The organism is Streptomyces sp. NPDC092045 (assembly GCF_044756005.1).
Classification (GTDB): domain Bacteria; phylum Actinomycetota; class Actinomycetes; order Streptomycetales; family Streptomycetaceae; genus Streptomyces.
Window position 1 is genome coordinate 118,400 of record NZ_JBIVSC010000001.1, and the last position, 23,032, is coordinate 141,431.

General features: G+C 74.2%; 12 protein-coding genes. 10 read left to right on the top strand and 2 right to left on the bottom strand.

What is annotated here, in order from left to right:
• Positions 1-144 precede the first annotated feature (144 nt).
• Together guaB and ACIQKA_RS00610 are read left to right on the top strand one after the other, a co-directional pair.
• Positions 145-1,647: an IMP dehydrogenase gene (gene guaB / locus ACIQKA_RS00605; protein ID WP_376232345.1), complete on the top strand. Its 1,503-nt coding sequence runs from the start codon at positions 145-147 to the stop codon at positions 1,645-1,647.
• 105 nt (positions 1,648-1,752) lie between these two features.
• Positions 1,753-2,877, top strand: coding sequence for a GuaB3 family IMP dehydrogenase-related protein (locus ACIQKA_RS00610; RefSeq protein ID WP_383151254.1), 1,125 nt, complete (start codon positions 1,753-1,755; stop codon positions 2,875-2,877).
• Between the two features lie 63 nt (positions 2,878-2,940).
• On the opposite strand, the gene ACIQKA_RS00615 is transcribed toward ACIQKA_RS00610, so the two are convergent.
• Positions 2,941-4,182, bottom strand: coding sequence for a nucleotide sugar dehydrogenase (locus ACIQKA_RS00615; RefSeq protein WP_383429369.1), 1,242 nt, complete (start codon positions 4,180-4,182; stop codon positions 2,941-2,943).
• Between the two features lie 395 nt (positions 4,183-4,577).
• Here ACIQKA_RS00615 and ACIQKA_RS00620 point away from each other — a divergent pair, with 395 nt between their 5' ends.
• From ACIQKA_RS00620 to ACIQKA_RS00645, 6 genes are all read left to right on the top strand, one after another.
• Positions 4,578-6,284 carry a glycerol-3-phosphate dehydrogenase/oxidase gene (locus ACIQKA_RS00620; RefSeq protein ID WP_383151252.1) on the top strand — a complete coding sequence of 569 codons (1,707 nt, stop codon included), beginning with the start codon at positions 4,578-4,580 and terminating at the stop codon, positions 6,282-6,284.
• A 250-nt stretch (positions 6,285-6,534) separates the two neighbouring features.
• A complete protein-coding gene (locus ACIQKA_RS00625) occupies positions 6,535-9,033 on the top strand; it encodes a protein kinase (RefSeq protein ID WP_402539558.1) in 2,499 nt (832 codons plus the stop codon).
• A gap of 165 nt (positions 9,034-9,198) precedes the next feature.
• Positions 9,199-12,453: a protein kinase gene (locus ACIQKA_RS00630; protein WP_402539559.1), complete on the top strand. Its 3,255-nt coding sequence runs from the start codon at positions 9,199-9,201 to the stop codon at positions 12,451-12,453.
• A gap of 114 nt (positions 12,454-12,567) precedes the next feature.
• A complete protein-coding gene (locus ACIQKA_RS00635) occupies positions 12,568-14,421 on the top strand; it encodes a serine/threonine-protein kinase (RefSeq protein ID WP_402539561.1) in 1,854 nt (617 codons plus the stop codon).
• Positions 14,422-14,573: 152 nt separating this feature from the next.
• On the top strand, positions 14,574-16,226 hold the full coding sequence (locus tag ACIQKA_RS00640) for a succinic semialdehyde dehydrogenase (protein ID WP_383151248.1): 1,653 nt from the start codon (positions 14,574-14,576) through the stop codon (positions 16,224-16,226).
• Between the two features lie 88 nt (positions 16,227-16,314).
• On the top strand, positions 16,315-18,162 hold the full coding sequence (locus tag ACIQKA_RS00645) for a GMC family oxidoreductase N-terminal domain-containing protein (RefSeq protein ID WP_391093464.1): 1,848 nt from the start codon (positions 16,315-16,317) through the stop codon (positions 18,160-18,162).
• A gap of 780 nt (positions 18,163-18,942) precedes the next feature.
• Here ACIQKA_RS00645 and ACIQKA_RS00650 read toward each other — a convergent pair.
• Positions 18,943-19,236, bottom strand: coding sequence for a chorismate mutase (locus ACIQKA_RS00650; RefSeq protein WP_383151244.1), 294 nt, complete (start codon positions 19,234-19,236; stop codon positions 18,943-18,945).
• A gap of 325 nt (positions 19,237-19,561) precedes the next feature.
• Between ACIQKA_RS00650 and guaA the strand changes: the two genes are divergently transcribed.
• Together guaA and ACIQKA_RS00660 are read left to right on the top strand one after the other, a co-directional pair.
• Complete coding sequence (guaA, locus tag ACIQKA_RS00655; RefSeq protein ID WP_383151243.1) at positions 19,562-21,154, top strand: glutamine-hydrolyzing GMP synthase; 1,593 nt, start codon at positions 19,562-19,564, stop codon at positions 21,152-21,154.
• 367 nt (positions 21,155-21,521) lie between these two features.
• Entirely contained in the window at positions 21,522-22,853 is a 1,332-nt protein-coding gene (locus tag ACIQKA_RS00660) for a hypothetical protein (RefSeq protein WP_402540233.1), read from the top strand.
• Positions 22,854-23,032 lie beyond the last annotated feature (179 nt).

Below are 23,032 nucleotides of genomic sequence, written 5' to 3' on the forward strand. Positions count from 1 at the left end.
GTAAGCCCCGCCGGGCTCCGTCGTCCCTTTCGTACACGTGCGAACGTCCAAAGCTGCCCGCTGATCTTGCTCGTGGAATGAGACACCGCTCGGGCCCGTTAGCATGGACATCCCGCACCGATCAAGGCCATTTGGGAAGGTGTCATGACTGCCAACGTCGACGGAGTGCCCGGTAAATTCGCGACACTCGGGCTGACCTACGACGACGTGCTGCTGCTGCCGGGAGCCTCCGAGGTCCTCCCCAACGCGGTCGACACCTCGTCCCGCATCTCGCGCAACGTCCGCGTCAACATCCCGCTGCTCTCGGCGGCGATGGACAAGGTGACCGAGTCCCGCATGGCCATCGCGATGGCCCGCCTGGGCGGCGTCGGCGTGCTCCACCGCAACCTGTCCGTCGAGGACCAGGTCAACCAGGTCGACCTGGTCAAGCGCTCCGAGTCCGGCATGGTCACCGACCCCATCACGGTGCACCCGGAGGCGACGCTCGCCGAGGCGGACGCGCTCTGCGCCAAGTTCCGCATCAGCGGCGTCCCGGTCACCACCCCCGCCGGCAAGCTGCTCGGCATCGTGACCAACCGCGACATGGCCTTCGAGAGCGACCGCGAGCGCCAGGTCCGCGAGGTCATGACGCCGATGCCGCTGGTCACCGGCAAGGTCGGCATCTCCGGCGTCGACGCCATGGAGCTGCTGCGCCGCCACAAGATCGAGAAGCTGCCGCTGGTCGACGACGAGGGCGTCCTCAAGGGCCTCATCACCGTCAAGGACTTCGTCAAGGCGGAGAAGTACCCGAACGCCGCCAAGGACGCCGAGGGCCGCCTGCTCGTCGGCGCCGCCGTGGGCGCCAGCCCCGAGGCCCTGGAGCGCGCCCAGGCGCTCGCCGCCGCCGGCGTCGACTTCCTGGTCGTCGACACCTCGCACGGCCACAACAGCAACGCCCTGAGCTGGATGGCGAAGATCAAGTCGAGCGTGGACGTCGACGTGATCGGCGGGAACGTCGCCACCCGTGACGGCGCCCAGGCGCTGATCGACGCCGGCGTCGACGGCATCAAGGTCGGCGTGGGCCCCGGCTCCATCTGCACCACCCGCGTGGTCGCCGGCATCGGCGTCCCGCAGGTCACCGCCATCTACGAGGCCTCCCTCGCGGCCCGCGCCGCCGGCGTCCCGCTGATCGGCGACGGCGGCCTGCAGTACTCCGGCGACATCGGCAAGGCGCTCGCCGCCGGCGCCGACACCGTGATGCTCGGCAGCCTCCTCGCCGGCTGCGAGGAGTCGCCCGGCGAGCTGCTCTTCATCAACGGCAAGCAGTTCAAGTCGTACCGGGGCATGGGCTCGCTCGGCGCCATGCAGTCCCGCGGCCAGGGCCGGTCCTACTCCAAGGACCGCTACTTCCAGGCCGAGGTCTCCTCCGACGACAAGCTCGTCCCCGAGGGCGTCGAGGGCCAGGTGCCCTACCGGGGCCCGCTCTCCAACGTCCTGCACCAACTCGTCGGCGGCCTCCGCCAGACCATGGGCTACGTGGGCGCGGCCACCGTCGCGGAGATGGAGTCCAAGGGCCGCTTCGTCCGCATCACCGCGGCGGGCCTCAAGGAGAGCCACCCGCACGACATCCAGATGACGGTCGAGGCGCCGAACTACAGCAGGAAGTAACGCGCACGCGGGTGAGGGGCGGTTCCGGGATGTGGCCGGAACCGCCCCTCCCGCGCGTGTCGGGGATACTGGTAGGCGCAGACGTAGAGGGAAAGGCCACACATCGTGACTGAGATCGAGATCGGGCGCGGCAAGCGCGGCCGCAGGGCGTACGCGTTCGACGACATCGCCGTCGTGCCCAGCCGGCGCACCCGGGACCCGAAGGAGGTCTCGATCGCCTGGCAGATCGACGCCTACCGGTTCGAGCTGCCGTTCCTGGCCGCTCCCATGGACTCGGTCGTCTCGCCGCAGACCGCCATCCGGATCGGCGAGATGGGCGGCCTGGGCGTCCTGAACCTCGAAGGCCTCTGGACCCGGTACGAGGACCCGCAGCCGCTCCTGGACGAGATCGCGGAGCTGGACGAGGCCGCCGCGACCCGCCGCCTCCAGGAGATCTACTCCGCCCCCATCCAGGAGGAGCTGATCGGCAGGCGCATCAAGGAGGTGCGCGACGCGGGCGTCGTCACCGCCGCCGCGCTCTCCCCGCAGCGCACCGCGCAGTTCTCCAAGGCCGTCGTCGACGCCGGGGTGGACCTCTTCGTCATCCGCGGCACGACGGTCTCCGCCGAGCACGTCTCGGGCGCGGCCGAGCCGCTGAACCTGAAGCAGTTCATCTATGAGCTGGACGTCCCGGTCATCGTCGGCGGCTGCGCCACGTACACCGCGGCCCTGCACCTGATGCGCACCGGCGCCGCGGGCGTCCTGGTCGGCTTCGGCGGCGGCGCCGCGCACACCACCCGCAACGTCCTGGGCATCCAGGTCCCGATGGCGACCGCCGTCGCGGACGTGGCCGCGGCGCGCCGCGACTACATGGACGAGTCCGGCGGCCGGTACGTGCACGTGATCGCCGACGGCGGCGTGGGCTGGTCCGGCGACCTGCCGAAGGCGATCGCCTGCGGCGCCGACGCGGTCATGATCGGCTCCCCGCTGGCCCGTGCCACGGACGCGCCCGGCAAGGGCCACCACTGGGGCATGGAGGCCGTCCACGAGGACGTGCCGCGCGGCAAGCTGGTCGACCTGGGCATCGTCGGCACCACCGAGGAGATCCTCGCGGGCCCGTCGCACACCCCGGACGGCTCGATGAACTTCTTCGGCGCCCTGCGCCGCGCGATGGCCACCACGGGCTACAGCGAGCTCAAGGAGTTCCAGCGCGTCGAGGTCACGGTCGCGGACGCGCAGCACAAGCGCTGACCGTTCCCGCTCCGCAGGAGGGCCCCGCACCGACCGGTGCGGGGCCCTTCCGCGTGCGTCCGCTCAGAGGCGGTGGGCCGCGCCCGCCGGGGTGGCGCCGCGGGTGTCGAGGAGGAGCTGCGCCTTCACCGAGAGGCCCTGGAGGTCGTAGGTGCGGTGGTGCTGGAGGAGGACCGTCAGGTCGGCGTGGGCGGCGGCCTCGTAGAGGGAGTCCGGGCGGGGGACGGGGAGTTCGCGGACGCGCCAGTCGGGGACGTACGGGTCGTGGTAGCTGACGGCCGCGCCCAGGTCCATCAGGCGGCGGGCGATCTCGTCGGCGGGCGAGCCCTGCCGGTCGGGCAGGTCGGGCTTGTACGTGATGCCGAGCAGCAGGATCCTGGCGCCCCGCGCCGACTTCCCGTGCTCGTTGAGGAGGGCGGCGGCGCGCCGCACGACGTACGCCGGCATGCGCTCGTTGACCTGGCCCGCGAGTTCGACCAGGCGGAGCGGGCGGTGGGCGCCGACGGTGTCGACGGGGACGCCGTGGCCGCCGACGCCGGGGCCGGGGCGGAAGGCCTGGAAGCCGAAGGGCTTGGTCTCGGCGCAGCGGATGACGTCCCAGAGGTCGACGCCGAGTTCGTGGCAGAGGACCGACATCTCGTTGACGAGGGCGATGTTGACGTGCCGGAAGTTGGTCTCCAGGAGCTTGACCGTCTCCGCCTCGCGGGGTCCGCGCGCGCGTACCACCTTGTCGGTGAGGCGTCCGTAGAAGGCGGCGGCGGACTCGGTGCAGGCGGGGGTGAGGCCGCCGATGACCTTGGGGGTGCCGGCGTAGCCGTGGGTGCGGCTGCCGGGGTCGAGCCGGCCGGGGGAGTACGCGAGGTGGAAGTCGCGGCCCGCGCGCAGTCCGGAGCCCGTTTCGAGGACGTCGCGGAGCAGGCCCTCGGTGGTGCCCGGCGGGACGGGGGACTCCAGGACGACGGTGGTGTGCGGGCGCAGCCGGCCGGCGAGCGCGCGGGCGGCGTCGGTGACGGCGGTGAGGTCGAGGGTCCGGTCGGGGCCGAGGGGGGTCGGGGGGCAGAGGACGGCGGTGCGGACCCGGCCGAGCTCGGCGGGGTCGTGGGTCGGGCGGAAGCCCCCCGCGAGCATCCGGCGGACCTCCGGGACGGTGAGGGGGCCGTCGGCCGGCGAGCGGCCCGCGGCGAGTTCGGCCGCGGGCCGCGGGTCGGTGTCGTAGCCGACGGTGTCGATGCCCGCGGCGGTGGCGGCCCGGGCGAGGGGGAGTCCGTGGTGGCCGAGGCCGATGACGGCGAGATCAGCGGGCATGGGGGGTGGGCCGTCCTTCCCAGTAGCCGGAGGGGGCGCGACGCGCAAGCCCGGTGGGCGGAACGGGTCGCGCGCAATGTCAGACTAGGCGTAAATATGACCGTTATGTCGCATTGAAGGGGTTGTGGATCGCCGAGTGTTGTCCACAGGTCGGTGGTGAGGCGGTGGCTGAAGTCGCCCCGGCGGGACAGAATCGAGCTGTGAGCCGGACCGCGCGGTCCCGGCTCGCTCGCGGGAAGGGGCCGTGCCCCCCTTCGCGGGACGGGTCCGCACCCGTCCCGGACGGGCGGCGCACCCCCTCGCGGGACGGGCCGTGTACGGCGGCCGGACGCGGGAAGCCGCGTGCGGAGAAGCCCGTGCGCGGGATGGACGGGGGACGACGGGAGGCGGCAGACGTGAGGACAGCGACACTGGGACCGGCCGAGCGCGTCGAGGCGCTCGCCGCCATGGCCGAGCGCGAGCTGGACGTGCTGGTCGTCGGCGCCGGAGTGGTCGGCGCGGGAACGGCCCTCGACGCCGTCACGAGAGGGCTCTCCACCGGCATCGTCGAGGCCCGCGACTGGGCCTCGGGCACCTCCAGCCGGTCCAGCAAGCTCATCCACGGCGGCCTGCGCTACCTGGAGATGCTGGACTTCGCCCTGGTGCGGGAGGCGCTCAAGGAGCGCGGACTCCTCCTGGAGCGGCTCGCCCCCCACCTGGTGAAGCCGGTCCCCTTCCTGTACCCCCTCCAGCACAAGGGCTGGGAGCGGTTCTACGCCGGGTCGGGCGTCGCGCTCTACGACGCGATGTCGCTCTCCTCCGGGCACGGCCGGGGCCTCCCCGTCCACCGGCACCTCTCCCGGCAGGGCGCCCTGCGCGTCGCCCCCTGCCTCAGGAAGGACGCCCTCGTCGGCGCCCTCCAGTACTACGACGCCCAGATGGACGACGCCCGCTTCGTCACCACCCTCGTGCGCACGGCCGCCTCCTACGGCGCCAGGGCCGCCAGCCGCGCCCGCGTCGTCGGCTTCCTGCGCGAGGGCGAGCGGGTCGTCGGCGCGCGCGTCCAGGACGTCGAGGCCGGGGCCGAGTACGAGATCCGGGCCAAGCAGGTCGTCAACGCCACCGGGGTGTGGACCGACGACACCCAGGCCCTCATCGGGGAGCGCGGCCAGTTCCACGTCCGCGCCTCCAAGGGCATCCACCTCGTCGTGCCCAAGGACCGCATCCACTCCACCACCGGCCTGATCCTGCGCACCGAGAAGTCCGTCCTCTTCGTGATCCCCTGGGGGCGCCACTGGATCGTCGGCACCACCGACACCGACTGGGACCTCGACAAGGCCCACCCGGCCGCCTCCAGCGCCGACATCGACTACCTCCTGGAGCACGTGAACACCGTGCTCGCCACCCCGCTCACCCGCGACGACGTCGAGGGCGTCTACGCGGGCCTGCGCCCCCTGCTTGCCGGCGAGTCGGACGCCACCAGCAAGCTCTCCCGCGAGCACACCGTCGCCCACCCGGTCCCCGGCCTGGTCGTGGTGGCCGGCGGCAAGTACACGACGTACCGCGTGATGGCGAAGGACGCCGTCGACGAGGCGGTCCACGGCCTCGACCAGCGCGTCGCCCCCTGCGTCACCGAGGACACCCCGCTCCTCGGCGCCGAGGGCTACCGGGCCCTGTGGAACGCGCGGGCCGGGATCGCCGCCCGGCACGGACTGCACGTCGTGCGGGTCGAGCACCTCCTCAACCGCTACGGCTCCCTGACGCAGCAGCTCCTCGACCTGATCGCCGAGGACCCCCGGCTCGGCGAACCCCTCCCGGCGGCCGACGACTACCTGCGCGCCGAGATCGTCTACGCCGCCTCGCACGAGGGCGCGCGCCACCTCGACGACGTCCTCACCCGGCGGACCCGGATCTCCATCGAGACCTTCGACCGGGGCACGCGCAGCGCCCGCGAGTGCGCGGAGCTGATGGCCCCGGTCCTCGGCTGGGACGCCCACCAGATCGACAAGGAGGTCGAGCACTACGAGAAGCGGGTGGAGGCCGAGCGCGAGTCGCAGCGCCAGCCGGACGACCTGACGGCGGACGCGGCGCGGCTCGGGGCGCCGGACATCGTGCCCCTCTGACCGCGCCCGCGCGCCGGTCCCCGTACGGGCGTGGACAACTGACGGAACGTCCGGTCCGGCGGGGTGTCCGGGTCGTCCTCGTACCGGTGGGAACCTCGGAGGGGTGCGGCGGCGTCGTCATCCCGGAGTACGGACCCGGGGGCGCCGCCGGTCCCGAGGTGAGGGACAATGGGCTCTCTTCCAGGGCGGGTTAACGCATCACGCGGGAAGCGGCAGACGCGGCGAAGACCAGGGATCGCAGAGGGGACGCATGTCGGAGGCGGAGCAGTCGCGGGACACGGCGAAGGACCCCGGGCGGGACGCCGCCGCGGGGGCCGCGACCGACGGCGACCGAGGAACGGTCCCGGCCGCGCGCGAGCCGGAGCGGGACGCGAAGGACGCGCAGGTCGGACGGGGTGCGCAGGCCCCGGAGGGCGACGCGGAGCCGGTGCCGGGCGGCGGGTCCGCCCCGGACGCCGGTGCCGGTGACGGGCCGGTCTCGGAGGGCGCTCCGGCTTCGGACGCCGGGTCGGCCGCGGGCGCGGAGTCCGGTTCGGGCGACGCGTCCGGTTCGGGCGACGCATCCGGTTCGAGTGGTGCGGGTGGTTCGAGTGGTGCGGGCGGGAAGTCCGCTTCGGGTGACTCCGGCAGTTCGGCCGGTTCGGGCGTTTCGGTCGTGAAGGGCCAGGGTGATCCGCGGTCTGACGGCGCGACGGGTGCCGGAGCGGCCGACGCCGGTGCCGGGCGGCTGCGGGGGACCGAGCCGTCGACCGGACGGGCCGGGTTCGGCGCCGGGGACGGCGACGGCGGAAGCGGTCGCGGGACGGCCGCCACCGGTGCGGCGCGCGGCGGCGACAGGCTCCGCAAGGCCCCCGCCGGCGAAGGACGGCTGCTCGCCGGGCGCTACCGGCTCGGCGCGGTCCTCGGCCGGGGCGGCATGGGCACCGTGTGGCGCGCCGTCGACGAGACCCTCGGCCGCACCGTCGCCGTCAAGGAACTCCGCTTCCCCACCAGCATCGACGAGGACGAGAAGCGCCGCCTCATCACCCGGACCCTGCGCGAGGCGAAGGCCATCGCCCGGATCCGCAACAACGGCGCCGTCACCGTCTACGACGTCGTCGACGAGGACGACCGCCCGTGGATCGTCATGGAGCTCATCGAGGGCAAGTCCCTCGCGGACGCCGTGCGCGAGGACGGCACGCTCACGCCCCGGCGCGCCGCCGAGGTCGGCCTCGCCATCCTCGACGTGCTGCGCTCGGCCCACCGCGAGGGCATCCTGCACCGCGACGTGAAGCCGTCCAACGTGCTGATCGCCGAGGACGGCCGCGTCGTCCTCACCGACTTCGGCATCGCGCAGGTGGAGGGCGACCCCTCGATCACCTCCACCGGCATGCTCGTCGGCGCCCCCTCGTACATCTCGCCGGAGCGCGCCCGCGGCCACAAGCCCGGCCCGGCCGCCGACATGTGGTCGCTCGGCGGCCTCATCTACGCCGCGGTCGAGGGCAGCCCGCCGTACGACAAGGGCTCCGCCATCGCCACCCTCACGGCGGTGATGACCGAGCCCGTCGACCCGCCGAAGAACGCGGGCCCCGACCTGGAGAAGGTCATCTACGGCCTCCTCGCCAAGGATCCGGCGCAGCGCCTCGACGACGCCGGCGCCCGGGTCCTGCTCCGGGCCGTGCTCGACGCCCCGGAGGCGGCGCCCGCGCCCTCCCCCGAGGTCACCAGGGTCGTCCCGCTGCCGCCGGACCCCGACCGGGCGCCGGCGGCTCCGGCGTCCGCCCGGGGCGGGGCCCCCGACGCGGCCGCGGACCGGGTGCGCGGCGCCCTGAAGTCCGTGCGCAACGCGGCGGCCTCCGCGAAGGCCGAGCCGAGGCCGAGGACCGCGCCGGTCCAGGGCGGCGGCAGGCAGACCCCGGCCCGCGCGCCGCTGACCGACGTCGTGCCGCGCCGCACCCTCGTCATCATCGCCGCGGTCGTGGTCGTCGCCCTGCTCGGGACGATCCTGGCGGTCTCCCTCGGCGGCGGAGGGAACGAGGGCGACCGGGGCAAGGGCAAGGAGGGCACCACCGCCTCGGCCGGCGCCTCCGCGGGCGGCGAGGGCTCCGACGGCTCGGGCGGTTCGGGCGGCTCCGACGGCGGCAAGGGCCAGGGCCCGTCCGACCCCGGCCAGCAGGGCGGCGCGCAGCCCGGCGACAACGGCTCGGCGGGCACGGACGGCGCGACGGGCGCGCCCGGTTCGACGGGCACGACCGACGGCGGGAACGGCGCCACGCCGTCCGGCAAGCCCGACGGAGGCACCGGAACCCGACTGCCCGCCGGGTACGCCCTCGTCACCGACGACCGGTTCCACTTCTCCATGGCGATGCCCTCGAACTTCCGGCTGAGCACCATCCCGGGGTACTCCCTCGGCGGGATCTTCAGCGCGAACGGCGGCTTCCCGCGCGTCCAGGTCGACTACAACGACAGCCCCAAGGACAACGCCGCGAGCGCCTGGGAGCTGGCCAAGGTCGGCGTGGCCGCCACCAGCAAGGACTACAGGCACCTCGGCATACGGCCCGTCTCCTACAAGGGCTACCCGACCGTCGCCGACTGGGAGTTCGAACGCACCCAGAAGGGCGTGCGCGTCCACGTGCTCAACCGCGGCTTCAAGGTGGACTCCGCGCGGGGCTACTCCATCATGGTCAGCTGCGCGGCGGACGAGTGGAACGGCGAGGAGTGCCGGACCCTGCGGGAGACGGCGTTCGCGACGTTCAGCCCCAAGGACTGACCGGTGCCCCGTATCGTGGGGAACCGGGTGTCGTACGCAATCGAACAGAGCCGTTGACCGCACGGCCCCCGACCGGACCGACCGGACCCGACGGACTCGCGTGATCCCGCACGTTCCGGGGTACCCGCGGGTCCACGGGGGACAGCGCGGGCGTGGGGAGGCGTCGTGGACGACTACGCGGGAAGGGTGCTCGCGGACCGCTACCGCCTGCCGCTGCCGCCGGAGGACGGGCCCGGGGACGGACACGACCTGACGGAGACGCGGGCCTTCGACACGTACAGCGGCCAGGAGGTGCTGGTCCGTCAGGTCCCGCTGCCGGAGTTCGTCGACGCCGAGGTGCTCGACGGCGCCGGTCCCGGCGGCTCCGGAGGCCACCGCGGCGGCGCCGGGCGGGCCACCCGCCGGCCCGCCGAACCGGTCGTGCGCCGGGCGATCGAGGCGGCCCAGGCCGCCGCGCAGATCCCCGACCACCCCTTACTGGACCAGGTCTTCGACGTCTTCGCCGAGGCGGGGTCGCTGTGGATAGTCAGCGAACGCGTGCCGGCCCGTCCGCTGGCCGCGCTCCTCGCCGAACGGCCGCTCAACCCTTACCGGGCGGCCGAGATCGGCGCCGACGTCCTCACCGCCCTGCGCGCGCTCCACGCCCACGGCTGGGTGCACCGGAACATCACCTCCCGGACCGTCCTCGTCTGCGACGACGGCCGGGTGGTCCTCTCGGGCCTCGCGGTGGGCGCCGCCGAGGAGGCCCTGTGCGGCTACGCGCCGGTACCGGAACAGGACCTGCTCGACGAGTTCGCGCACCCGGGACCGTCCTCGTCGCACGAGACGGAGGAGACCGCTCCGGAGACGTACGAACCGGGGGTGTACGAGGCCGAGACGTACGAGCCGGAGGCGTACGGGGCCGGGGGGTACGGCCCGGAGGCGTACGGATCCGAGGCGTACGGGGCCGGGCCCCAGGGGCCGGAGACGGACGAAGCCGAGGCGTACGAGGACGAGGCGTACGAAGCCGAGGCGTACGAGGACGAGACGCGCGGGACCGGTGCGTACGCCCTTGAGCCGTACACGCCGAGAACCTACGAGCCGGAGACGTACGAACCGGAGGTGTACGCGCCCGAGCTGTACGCGCCGGAGGCCCACAGGCCCGAAGGGCCCGCGCCCGCCGGGGAGTACGGCTCCGCCCCGTACGGGACCGGAGCGTACGGATCGGGGGCTCGCGCGTCGGAGGAGTACGACCCGGAGACGTACGGCCCCGAGACGTACGGACACGACCCGTACGCACACGACCCGTACGGCCCCGAGGAGCACCGTCCCGAGGAGCACCGGCCCGAGGAGCACCGTCCCGAGCCGCACGCGCTGGAGGCTCCCGAAGGGGCCGGGCGGGGCGGTGGCGAGTCGGATGACGGACCGGGCCACGGACCGGACGGCGCGTCGCCGGACGGGAGGCACGGACCCGGCCCCGACGCCTACGGCGCCGACCCCTACGGGAAGTCGACGCCGGCCCCCGCCGGGCCCCGGCCCCCGGCCACGCCGCCGACCGCCGACGTGCGGGCCGCGCGGGCCGGCGCCATCGCCGCCTACCGGGCCGGTGCGCGGGCCGCCGCCCGGCTCGGCGAGACGGGGGCGCTGCCCGTGCAGCGCCCCGCGCCCCCGGAGTCGCAGGGCCCGCCCCCGCCCCCGCCGACGGCACCCGCGGCCGGTGCGCCCGAGCCGCAGTGGTGGGCGCGGGTGGCGGACGACGAGGACGACGAGGACGACGGCGACGAACCGTACGGCGGCGGTTCCCGGAACGGTCCGCCGCCGCGCGCGATGCTGACCGGAAGCTGGAGCGACGGCCCGCACGCCGCGCGGGACGGCTCCGGGCCGATACCGGCCGGGGGCGGTTCGGTGCTGCCCGGTTCGGGGCGCCCGGCGCTGCCCGCCGGATACCGGGCGGCGAACCCGGACCCCGAGCGCCTCCCGGTCCCCGCCGGCGTCCCGGAGCCCCGGCGGGAGGACGCGGCGGTCCCGGCCGAGTCGTACCGGGGCCCGACCACGCGCCTCGCCGCGGAACGGGCCCGCCAGACCCGGATCGCGGTCGTCGGCGCCGTCACCGAGCGCTGGGCGCCCGAGCAGGCCGGTCCCGTCCACGAGAACTGGCGCCTCGCGGCGCCCATCGGCCCGGCCACCGACCTGTGGGCGCTCGGCGCGCTCCTCTACCGGGCCGTCCAGGGCCACGCCCCCTACCCGGAGGACAGCGCGGTCGAGCTGGTCCAGCTCGTCTGCGCCGAGCCGCCCGCCTTCGCCGAGGAGAGCGGGCCCCTGCGGCCGGTCGTGGAGTCGCTGCTCCGTCAGGACCCGACCGAGCGGCCCGACTTCGAGGAGCTGCGCGGCTGGCTGCGCTCCCTCGTCCGCTCGGCGCCGGAGCCGGACGCCGGGATCGGCGTCGTACCGCTGCCGTCCTTCGACGAGACCCGGCTGCCGATCGTGCGCCGGCGCGGCGAGCTGGTGCGCCGGCGGCGCAAGGGGGAGGGCGCGGGCCGCCGCCGCCACAAGCGCGGCAAGGACCCGCGCGCGGCGGCCGGTTACGGGGCCGGGCGCGAGCACGCGCGCGTACGGGACGATTTCCGGGAGGAGGCCGACGCCGGGTACCACGAGGAGCTTCCGCAGCGCGCCCCGCGCGCGCCCCGGAGCCCGCGCGCCCCTTCCGGCTCCTCGGGCTCCCCGCGCGCCCTGGGGCGCACGCTCCTGCTCCTGGTCTTCCTGCTGCTCGCGGGGGCCGTCGCGTACGCCGTCCTCTTCATGCCCCGCGAGGGGGAGGAGCCCGCCGGGCAGGGCGGGCCCACGGCCGGTCCGACCCCCGGCACCAACGCGCCGGGCACCGGCAGCACCCCGGAGCCGACCGGCGGCGGCCCTTCCACGGCCGGCCCCTCCACGACCGCCCCGCCGGCCACGACCCGGCCTCCGGCGGACCCGTCGGCCCCCGCGCTCGCCGCCGGGTACGTCCTGCGCCAGGACCCGGAGGGGTTCCGGATCGGGGTGCCGGACGGCTGGCGGCGCAGCCCGATCAACGACTCCGGGCAAGTGCGGTACACGGGGGGCGACTTCACGATGATCGTGGTCCCCGGCCGGGACGGCGTGAAGGAGAACGGCTCCGACCCGCTGGTGTACCAGAACGCCAGGGAGCGCGAGCTGGAGCCGTGGCGGGCGTCCAGCTGGTCGGGCGCGGAGCGGACGCTCCGGGTCGACATCGGCAGCACCGTGACGGCCACCGGAAGTTACTGGTGGCTCGACGGCACGGGACGCGAGGTGTTCGTCCGCAACCTCGCCCTGATCGACGGCGGCCGGTACCACGTCGTGCAGGTCATCGGCCCGTACACCGAGCGGGACAAGGTCTCCGAGATCTACGACGAGGCCACGAAGGCGTTCCGCCCCGGCCGCTGAACCCGGGCCGGTCCACCGGCCCCCGGTCACAGTGCTGTTCCTATGACCGCCCCGAGGTTTCGCGGTCCGTGCCCCCCTCCGTAACCTGGCGTCAGAAGGAACGGGCGGGGGCAAGTGGAACATTCACAGGGCACAGGGGCGGGGCTGCTGCTCGCCGGACGCTACCGGCTGGGCGAGTCCATCGGCCGCGGCGGCATGGGCAAGGTCTGGCGCGCGCACGACGAGGTGCTGCACCGCGTGGTGGCGGTGAAGGAGCTGACGGCGGGCCGGTTCGTGGCCGAGGCCGACCGGCTCGTGCTGCACGCCCGTACGCAGAAGGAGGCCCGGGCGGCGGCGCGGATCACCCATCCGGGCGTGGTGACCGTCCACGACGTCCTGGAGCACGACGCCCGTCCGTGGATCGTCATGCAGTACGTCGACGGGCCCTCGCTCGCCGACGCCGCCAAGGAGGCGGGCAGCATCGAGCCGCGCGAGGCGGCCAGGATCGGGCTGCACGTCCTCGGCGCGCTGCGCGCCGCGCACGCGGCCGGGGTGCTGCACCGGGACGTCAAGCCGGGCAACATCCTGCTCGCGCGCGACGGGCGCGTCCTCATCACCGACTTCGGGATCGCGGCGATCGAGGGGGACTCGACGATCACCCGGACCGGTGAGATCGTCGGCTCCATCGACTATCTGGCGCCGGAGCGGGTGAAGGGCGCCGACCCGGGCCCCGCCTCCGACCTCTGGTCGCTCGGGGCCACGCTCTACACGGCGGTGGAGGGCACCTCGCCGTTCCGCCGCACCTCCCCGATCAGCACCATGCAGGCCGTGGTGACCGAGGAGCCGCCGCACCCGGAGAAGGCCGGGGCGCTGGCCCCCGTCATCGTGGCCCTGCTGCGCAAGGACCCGGAGCAGCGGCCGCGCGCGGACGAGATCGGGCGGATGCTCCTGGAGGCGATGGAGGGGCGCGCGTCGGCGTCGGCGCAGGCGTACGTGCCGACCCAGCAGGTGACCAGGGAGGACCTGGACCCGGCGGAGGGCGCGGGCGACCGGACCGCGCGACCCGACGAGGCGGGCGCGGCGGGCGCGGCGGGCGCGACGGCCCGGCCGGACCGGGCGCATCAGGCACCCCCGGCGCATCAGCCGCCCCCGGCCGACCGGCCGGACCAGGCGGGGCACCGGCCCGAGCCGGGGCCCGCCGGGGCCGCCCCGCGCGGCTCCACCGCCCAGTGGCCCCAGCCGCCCCGAAGCCTCCCGCAGTCCCCGCAGTCCGCGCAGTTCCCGCCGCCCCCCACTCCGGTGTCCGGCCCCGCCCGTCCGCCGTCCGGCCGGGGCCGCCGGCGCACCGTCGTCCTCGCGGCCCTGCTCGCCGGACTCGTCGCGGGCGGCGCCGTCTTCGCCGCCATGAACTACGCGGGCGGCGACCGCGGCGCCGAGGGCACGAGGGGAACGGCCACCGCCACGGTCCCGGCCTCCCCGGCCGGGGGCGACGGGAAGGCCGGGAAGGCCGGGATCCCGGACGGCTGGCACCGCGTCGACGACCCGGAGGGCTTCAGCCTCCTCGTCCCGGACGGCTGGAAGCGCCAGACGGAGGGCGACCAGATCGACTACACCCCGGACAACGGCAACCACCGCATCCGGATCAGCATCGACCGCAGCCCCGACTTCGAGAACCCGTACATGCACGCGCTCGACCTGGAGCGCGTGCTGGCGAAGCGGATGGACTACGCCCGGGTCAAGCTCCTCCCGACCACCTACCGCGACCAGACCCTCTCCTGCCTGTGGGAGTTCACCTGGACGGAGAAGAAGACCTTCCCGGGGCCCCGGCGCGCGATCGACCAGATGTACTACGGCGACGACGGCACCGAGTACGCCCTCTACATGTCCTCGCCGGAGTCGAGCTGGGAGACCACCCGGGAGCAGTTCGACATCGTCCTCCGGCACTGGCGGGAAGCAGGGGAGCAGGGCGGGGAGCAGGCGGGCGGGTGAAGGGCGGAAAAATCTCCGTGACCGGCCCCCGGCAGCCGTGAGCCGCTGATCAGGGCTTATGTGCCAGTGATCGCTGGCGCGATGTGCGCCCCTGGTGAAAACGCGTTACCGACGGGTACCCAAAGGGCGGACGGCGGCTTACGCTCGCCCTCATGACGGACTCGCAGGCCCCCGCCGCCCCTTCGGCTCCCGACGCCGCCGCCCGCACCGCGCCCGCCGGGGCGACCAACCCGGTCGCGCCCGCGCCCGCCGGCGTCCGGACCGCCGCCGACGTCGTGACGCCCGACCTGGTCGCCCGGTTCTCCCGCGGCGTGGTCGGCTCCGGCCGGACCGCCAACCACACCCCCTTCACCGGGGAGAAGCTGGCGGACCTGCCCGAGTCCACCCCCGAGGACGTCGCCGAGGCCTTCGCCCGGGCCCGCGCCGCCCAGCCGGTCTGGGCCGCGACGCCGGTGCGGGCCCGCGCCGCCGTGCTCCTCCGCTTCCACGACCTGGTCCTCGAACGGCAGGCCGAGGTCCTCGACCTCATCCAGCTGGAGACGGGCAAGGCGCGCCTGCACGCCCACGAGGAGGTCCTGGCGGTCGCCGTCGCCGCCCGCCACTACGGCCGCAAGGCCCCCTCCTACCTGCGCCCCCGTCACCACACCGGCGTCGTGCCGACCCTCACCAAGGTCACCGAACTGCGCCAGCCGCGCGGGGTCGTCGGCCAGATCGCCCCCTGGAACTACCCGCTCGAACTCTCCGTCGGCGACGCGCTGCCCGCCTTCGTCTCGGGCAACGCCGTCGTCATGAAGCCCGACACCGAGACCGCGCTCACCGCCCTGTGGGCCCGTGACCTGCTCATCGAGGCCGGTCTCCCCGCCGAGGTCTTCCAGGTCGTCCTCGGCGAGGGCCCGGTCGTCGGCCCCGAGGTCGTCCGGCACGCCGACTACGTCTCCTTCACCGGCTCCACCCGCACCGGCCGCGAGGTCGCGCAGGGCGCCGCCGCCCGCCTCGTCGGCGTCTCCCTCGAACTCGGCGGCAAGAACGCCATGCTCGTCCTGGAGGACGCCGACGTCGAGAAGGCCGCCGCCGGCGCCGTCCGCGCCTGCTTCTCCTCCGCCGGCCAGCTCTGCATCTCCATCGAGCGCCTGTACGTGCACGAGTCCGTCGCCGACGACTTCGTCGCCCGGTTCGCCGCCCGCACCAAGGCGATGCGGCTCGGCACCTCCCTCGCCTACGGGGCCGACATGGGCTCCCTCGTCGGCGAGCGGCAGCTGGAGACCGTCAAGCAGCACGTCGAGGAGGCCGTCGCCAAGGGCGCCAAGCTGGTCGCGGGCGGCGTCGCCCGCCCCGACGTCGGCCCCCTCTTCTACGAGCCGACCATCCTCGACGGCGTCGAGGCCCCGATGGCCGTCTGCAACGAGGAGACCTTCGGCCCGGTCGTCTCCCTCTACCGCTTCACGGACGAGGACGAGGTCGTCGAGCTCGCCAACGCCACCCCGTACGGCCTCAACTCCTCGGTCTGGACGAAGGACTCGCGGCGCGGCCACGCCGTCGCGGCCCGGCTGCGCACCGGCACCGTCAACATCAACGAGGGGTACGCGCCCGCGTACGGCAGCGTGCAGTCCCCGATGGGCGGCATGAAGGACTCCGGGCTCGGCCGCCGCCACGGCTCCGAGGGCATCCTCAAGTACACCGAGGCCCAGACCGTCGCCCAGCAGCGGCTGATCCCGCTCGCGCCCTCCTTCGGGATGGACGACGAGAAGTACGCGGCCTTCATGAGCCTGTCGCTGAAGGCGATGAAGGCCCTGCGCCTGCGCTGAGGCCGCCGGGCCCCCGCTCGCGGCGGGGGCCCGCGCCCCTCCCCCTTCCACCCCTTCCACCCTTTCCGTACTCCGTACGAGGAGAGCCATGACCGCGGTACCCCCTACCCAAAATCAGGAGCAGGCGGAGGACGGCGCGTACGACTACGACGTCCTCGTCGTCGGCTCCGGCTTCGGCGGTTCGGTCACGGCCCTCCGCCTCACCGAGAAGGGCTACCGGGTCGGCGTCCTGGAGGCCGGGCGCCGCTTCACCCGCGAGACCCTGCCGAAGAACTCCTGGGACCTGAAGAACTTCCTGTGGGCCCCCGCCCTCGGCCTCTACGGACTCCAGCGCATCCACCTGCTCGGCAACGTCATGGTGCTCGCGGGCGCCGGCGTGGGCGGCGGCTCCCTCAACTACGCCAACACCCTCTACGTACCGCTCAAGGCGTTCTTCGACGACCCGCAGTGGAAGGACATCACGGACTGGGAGGACGAGCTGCGGCCGTACTACGACCAGGCCAAGCGGATGCTGGGCGTCCGGCTCAACCCGACGATGACCCCCTCCGACGTGCACCTGAAGTCGGCCGCCGAGGCGATGGGCATCGGCGACACCTTCCACATGGCGCCGGTCGGCGTCTTCTTCGGGGACGGCGAGGACGCCGACGGCAAGGCGCGGACCGAGCCGGGCGGCGAGGTCCCCGACCCGTACTTCGGCGGCGCGGGACCCTCCCGGCGCGCCTGCGCCGAGTGCGGCGAGTGCATGACCGGCTGCCGCCACGGCGCCAAGAACACCCTCAACGAGAACTACCTCCACCTCGCCGAGAAGGCGGGCGCGACCGTCCACCCCATGACGACCGTCGTCACCGTCACCGAGGACTCGCGCGGCGGCTTCGCCGTGAGGACCCTGCCCACCGACAACCGGAGGAAGGGCAAGGGCCGCACGTTCACCGCCCGCCGGGTCGTGATCGCCGCCGGCACGTACGGCACGCAGACCCTGCTCCACCGGATGAGGGACACCGGCCTGCTGCCCCGGATCTCCGACCGGCTCGGCGAGCTGACCCGCACCAACTCCGAGGGACTGGTCGGCGCGCAGACCACCGACCGCCGCTACCGGAGGAAGCACGGCGGGGAGAGGGCCGACTTCACCCGGGGCGTCGCCATCACCTCCTCCGTCCACCCCGACGAGAACACCCACATCGAGCCGGTCCGGTACGGCAGGGGCTCCAACTCGATGGGCAGCCTGACCGTCCTCCAGGTGCCCTACGGCGCCCACCGGGTGCGCAACTGGGTCCTCAACATGCTCCGGCACCCCGCGCTCGCCGCCCGCTCGCTCTCCAACCGGAAGTGGTCGGAGCGGACCATCATCGGCCTGGTCATGCAGTCCCTCGACAACTCCCTGACGACCTACCGCAAGCCCGGCGGCCTCGGAAAGGGCCTGCTCACGGCCCGCCAGGGCCACGGCGCCCCGAACCCGGTCCAGATCCCGGCGGCCACCCGGGCCGCCTCCCTCCTCGCCGAGGAGATCAACGGCTTCGCCGGCTCCAACGTCGGCGAGCTGATGGGCACCCCGCTCACCGCCCACTTCCTGGGCGGCTGCCCGATCGGCGAGGACTCCGCGTCCGGCGTCATCGACCCGTACCACCGGCTCTTCGGCCACCCGGGGATCTCCGTCGTCGACGGGGCGGCCGTCTCCGCCAACCTCGGCGTGAACCCGTCCCTGACGATCACCGCCCAGGCGGAGCGGGCCATGTCCTTCTGGCCGAACAAGGGCGAGGAGGACCCGCGCCCGCGGCAGGGCGAGGGGTACGTGCGGCTCGCGGCGATCGAGCCGAAGTCCCCCGCGGTCCCGGCCGAGGCCTTCGGCGCGCTGCGCCTGCCGTTCCTGGGGATGCCGAAGGTCCCGCCGAGGACCACGCCGGAGGTACCGCTGGAGGTCCCGTCGAAGCAGGAGTGACGCGGGGCCGGGCGCGGGCCGGGCGCGACGCCGGGCCGGGCGCGGGCCGGACAGGGATCGGGTCCGGCCCGCACAAGGGCCGGGACGACAGAAAGGGCGCTGCATCCCCCTCCGAATGCAGCGCCCTTCCGGCTTTTCGTGGTGCTGCATGGTTGACCCGCGATCCCCGCGATGGGTTGTAGCGGTTGCGCGGAATCTTCGTGTGACGCGCGTCACATCGCGGGGATGGGTGCACGCACGAGGGCCCCGTGCCGCGATTCCGGTCGCGGTACGGGGCCCTCGGGGGTCGGCACCGGCGCCGGGGAAGCCGCGGTGTCGAACGGAGCGGCGCCGGGGGGTTGCGCCGCTGTGGGGAGGGGGAACGGAGTGGGGGAACCGGGGGACGGGGTCTTCACGGGTCTTCGCGACGGTGCCGGGGCCGCGGGGGCGCGGCCGGATGAGCCGGTTGCGGTCGGCCCCGGGCGTCCCCGGGACCGACCGCCCTTTCTGGGTGACCGGACGGCTGTCCCCTGCTGCCCGGTCACGTGCGCTGGTGCGAGGTCCCACGACGTACCGGAGAGGTACGCCACACGCCCCAGCGAAGCCACGCGTGGTTTTCTTCGGGCCCGCCCCTGGCTGGCACGGACAACCGGACCAACGAAGCCGGCGCGGGGCCGGTCACGCGCCGTACGGGTGAGAGCGGTTCCGAACTCGGGTGCGGGCGCCCACTCGGACGCGTCCCCGGCCCGGCCCGGACGCGTCCCTGCGGACGCGTCTCCGGTGCGGTTCGGACGCGCCCCCTCAGATGCGTCCCCGGCACAGCTCCAGCATCGTCATCGCGAGTGCCGTGCCCGGCTTGCCGAGCGCGTCCCTGTAGTGGCCGAGCACCTCCATCTCGCGGGCCAGGTTCACCCGCCGGCCACCGGAGGAGATCCGCGCCTCCTGGATGACGGCCGAGACGGCCATCCGTTCCTGGATGAGGCCGATGATCCGGTCGTCGAGCGCGTCGATGCGCTCGCGCGAGTCGCCGATCAGCGCCGCCGCCTCGTCGGTGCGGGCGCCGGTCTTCTCGGTGGTGGCGGTGTGCGTCGTCATGGCAGGGCTCCTGTGTCGGGTCGGACGCCCTGGAGCGACATGGCCCGGAGCCAAGCAGAACGCCCCGGGCCTTGTCGGCCCGGGGCGCCTGGGAAGTCGCTTGTCAGTTGCTCAAGCAGCACGACCATGGCAGCCGGTGGGCCGGTTGCCATAGGTAAAGACGAAGGTCGTGTGCGTGCGCATGGCGACAGTATGGACCCCGGCCCGGTCCCGGGGCCACACCGGGTTCGGATGGTGAGACGAAAAGTCCGACCGGCGCGCCGGTAGAATCGACAAATAGCACCCCTTTCGAGGGACCCCCTCCTACCGCCGGAAGGCCGCCGTAGTGTCATCAGCGACCCCCGCTGCCGCGCCCGACGTCACCAACCCGGACGTAGTCCTCGTTGTCGACTTCGGCGCCCAGTACGCCCAGCTCATCGCCCGTCGTGTCCGTGAGGCCCGGGTCTACAGCGAGATCGTCCCGTCCACCATGCCGGTGGCCGAGATGCTGGCCAGGAACCCGAAGGCGATCATCCTCTCCGGTGGCCCGTCCTCCGTGTACGCGGAGAACGCCCCCCGCCTCGACCGCGCGCTCTTCGAGGCGGGCGTCCCCGTCTTCGGCATGTGCTACGGCTTCCAGCTCATGGCGACGACCCTCGGCGGCACCGTCGACAACACCGGCGCCCGCGAGTACGGCCGCACCCCGCTGCACGTCTCCAAGGCCGGCTCCACCCTCTTCGAGGGCACCCCGGTCGAGCAGTCGGTGTGGATGTCGCACGGCGACGCCTGCTCCGCCGCCCCCGAGGGCTTCACCGTCACCGCCTCCACGGACGTCGTGCCGGTCGCCGCCTTCGAGAACGACGAGAAGAAGCTGTACGGCGTCCAGTACCACCCCGAGGTGCTGCACTCCACGCACGGCCAGCAGATCCTGGAGCACTTCCTCTACCGGGGCGCCGGCATCGAGCCGAGCTGGACCACCGGCAACGTGATCGAGGAGCAGGTCGCGGCCATCCGCGCCCAGGTCGGCGACAAGCGCGCCGTCTGCGGCCTCTCCGGCGGCGTCGACTCCGCCGTGGCCGCCGCGCTCGTGCAGAGGGCCATCGGCTCGCAGCTCACCTGCGTGTACGTCGACCACGGCCTCATGCGCAAGGGCGAGACCGAGCAGGTCGAGAAGGACTTCGTCGCCTCCACCGGCGTCAACCTCAAGGTCGTCGACGCGAAGGAGCGGTTCCTCACCGCCCTCGCCGGCGTCTCCGACCCGGAGACCAAGCGGAAGATCATCGGCCGCGAGTTCATCCGCGTCTTCGAGCAGGCGCAGCTGGAGATCCTCCAGGAGGAGGGCCCCGAGGTCGCGTTCCTCGTCCAGGGCACGCTCTACCCGGACATCGTCGAGTCCGGCGGCGGCACCGGCACCGCCAACATCAAGTCCCACCACAACGTCGGCGGCCTGCCCGACGACATCGAGTTCGAGCTCGTCGAGCCGCTGCGCCAGCTCTTCAAGGACGAGGTCCGCATGGTCGGACAGGAGCTCGGCCTGCCCGAGGAGATCGTCCAGCGCCAGCCCTTCCCCGGCCCCGGCCTCGGCATCCGCATCGTCGGCGAGGTCACCGAGGAGCGCCTGGACCTGCTGCGCGAGGCCGACGCCATCGCCCGCGAGGAGCTGACCGCCGCCGGTCTCGACCGCGACATCTGGCAGTGCCCGGTCGTCCTGCTCGCCGACGTGCGCTCCGTGGGCGTCCAGGGCGACGGCCGCACCTACGGCCACCCGATCGTGCTGCGTCCCGTCTCCTCCGAGGACGCCATGACGGCCGACTGGTCGCGCCTGCCCTACGAGGTGCTCGCCAAGATCTCGACCCGCATCACCAACGAGGTCGCCGACGTCAACCGCGTCGTCCTCGACGTCACCAGCAAGCCGCCGGGCACCATCGAGTGGGAGTGACCGCTCCCCCGTGCGCGTGAGGAGGCCGCCGCCCCGGACGACCGGGCCGGCGGCTTCGTCGTTCCCGCCGCCGCCGCCGCCGCCGCCACCGCCACCGCCGTCTGCGGGTGCCCCGACGTCCGACCGCGCCGTCGCGTGATCGGCCGGGCAGGACCCGAACTCCTGTCGTCACACCATCGCTTCACCCTTCTGTACGTCAATCCGACGACGCGACAATCACCCCTGAGCGTGATGCGCACGGCACTCCCGGGCCCCTCCGGTACGGCACAATTCCGTGGAACCAGCGGCAAGTTGGCCCTCCCCGCCACACCGGAACGCGCCGGAACGCGTCGGTACGTGCCGTGGAGCGAAGGCGGAAGTGAGCACCGTGGCGGTTCAAGAGGCGAGACAGCACGGCGAGCACGCGACGGCCTGCGCCGGCTGCGCCCACTGCGGGCGGGCCGGCCACCGGCTCGCGGTCGCCGCCTTCCTCGCCCGGCGCGACGAGCTCGCCGCCGGACACGGCGTCCCCGCCGCCGTCGCCCACTCCCCGGTCGCCGCCCGCCAGTGGGTCTCCGACGAACTCGCCCAGTCCGCCCGCGCGGTCACCGCGCACGGCCGGGCGGCTGGGCCCGCCCGGCTCGACCTGGTCCGGCGCGGCGGCCTCCGCGCCGTCTGGGGCGCCGTCCTCGTCCTCCTCCTCGGCCAGGCCCTCACCGCCGTCGGGACCGGCTGGACCGCCGCCCGCACGGCCGGCCTCTGCACCGCCCTGGCCCTCGCCGCCCTCCTCAGCGCCGTCGCCCACGCCCACCGGGCACGCGGCGGCCTCCTCGCACCCCTGATCGGCGAGGACAACCGGCTCTCCACCACCCGCGCCGTCGCCGCCGCCTGGCTCCTGCTCCTCTCCTTCTCCCTCCTCTTCCTGACCGCCCGATTCCTGCTCCTCGGACCACCGGCGGACACCGGGACCGAACTCGGGACCGGGACCGGGATCGGGACCGGGGCCAGGGCTGGAGCCGAGTCCGGGGCTGCGGTCACGGTCCCGACCGCCTTCGGTCTGCCCGGGGCCGCCGGCCTGCTCACCGCCCTGGCCCTGGTGGCGGCCGTCACCGTCACCGCCCGCCTCGTCGTCACCGCCGGGATCGCGGCGGGCCGCCTCCAGAAGGTGCGCGCCGACCGCCCGCGCGCCGCCGACCTGCTCTGCGACGACAGCGGCCGGGCCTGCCTCGCCGACGTCCAGTACCTCCTGGTCTCCGGCGCCGTCCTCCTTCTCGCGGCCGTCGGCCTCACCCACGACCCCGCCCGCCTCCCCGAGGTCCCCTGGACCCTCGTGCTCCTCCTCGGTCTCTCGGCCGCCTGGCACCTCGCCGCGAAGCGCGCCGAGGGCGTCCGCCCCACGATCCACTCCGTGGTCCGGTCCCGGGATGCGGGCGACCTCGACGCCCCGATCCGCACGGGCGACGACATCGAGATCCGCGGCCGCGGCTTCGTCCCGCCGGGCGCGGACGCCCCCGACCCGCTGACCCGCCTCGTCGTCCGCATCGGCCCCGTCCACGCCCACGTCCCCCTGGTCCCGGTCCCGGGCGGCTTCGCCAACCCCACCGACACCTCCCTGACCGTTCCCCTCCCGGCGGACGTGGAGCCGGGCCGGGCGGAGGTCTCGGTCGTGACGGCGGCGGGCGTGGAGACCAACCGGGTCACGATCGACGTCGTGGACTGACCGTCCGGCCCCTTTCCCGTGTCCCCGGGCCGTCGCTCGGAGGAGAATCGTTCCGCGAGCAGCCGCACGGGGCGTGAGAGGTGACCGACGATGACGGGACAGACGGACCGGACGGATCAGGGGGACGACAGGACGCCGGGCAGGCCCGGCGGCGACGGCGCCCCCGGCGGCGGTGGCGG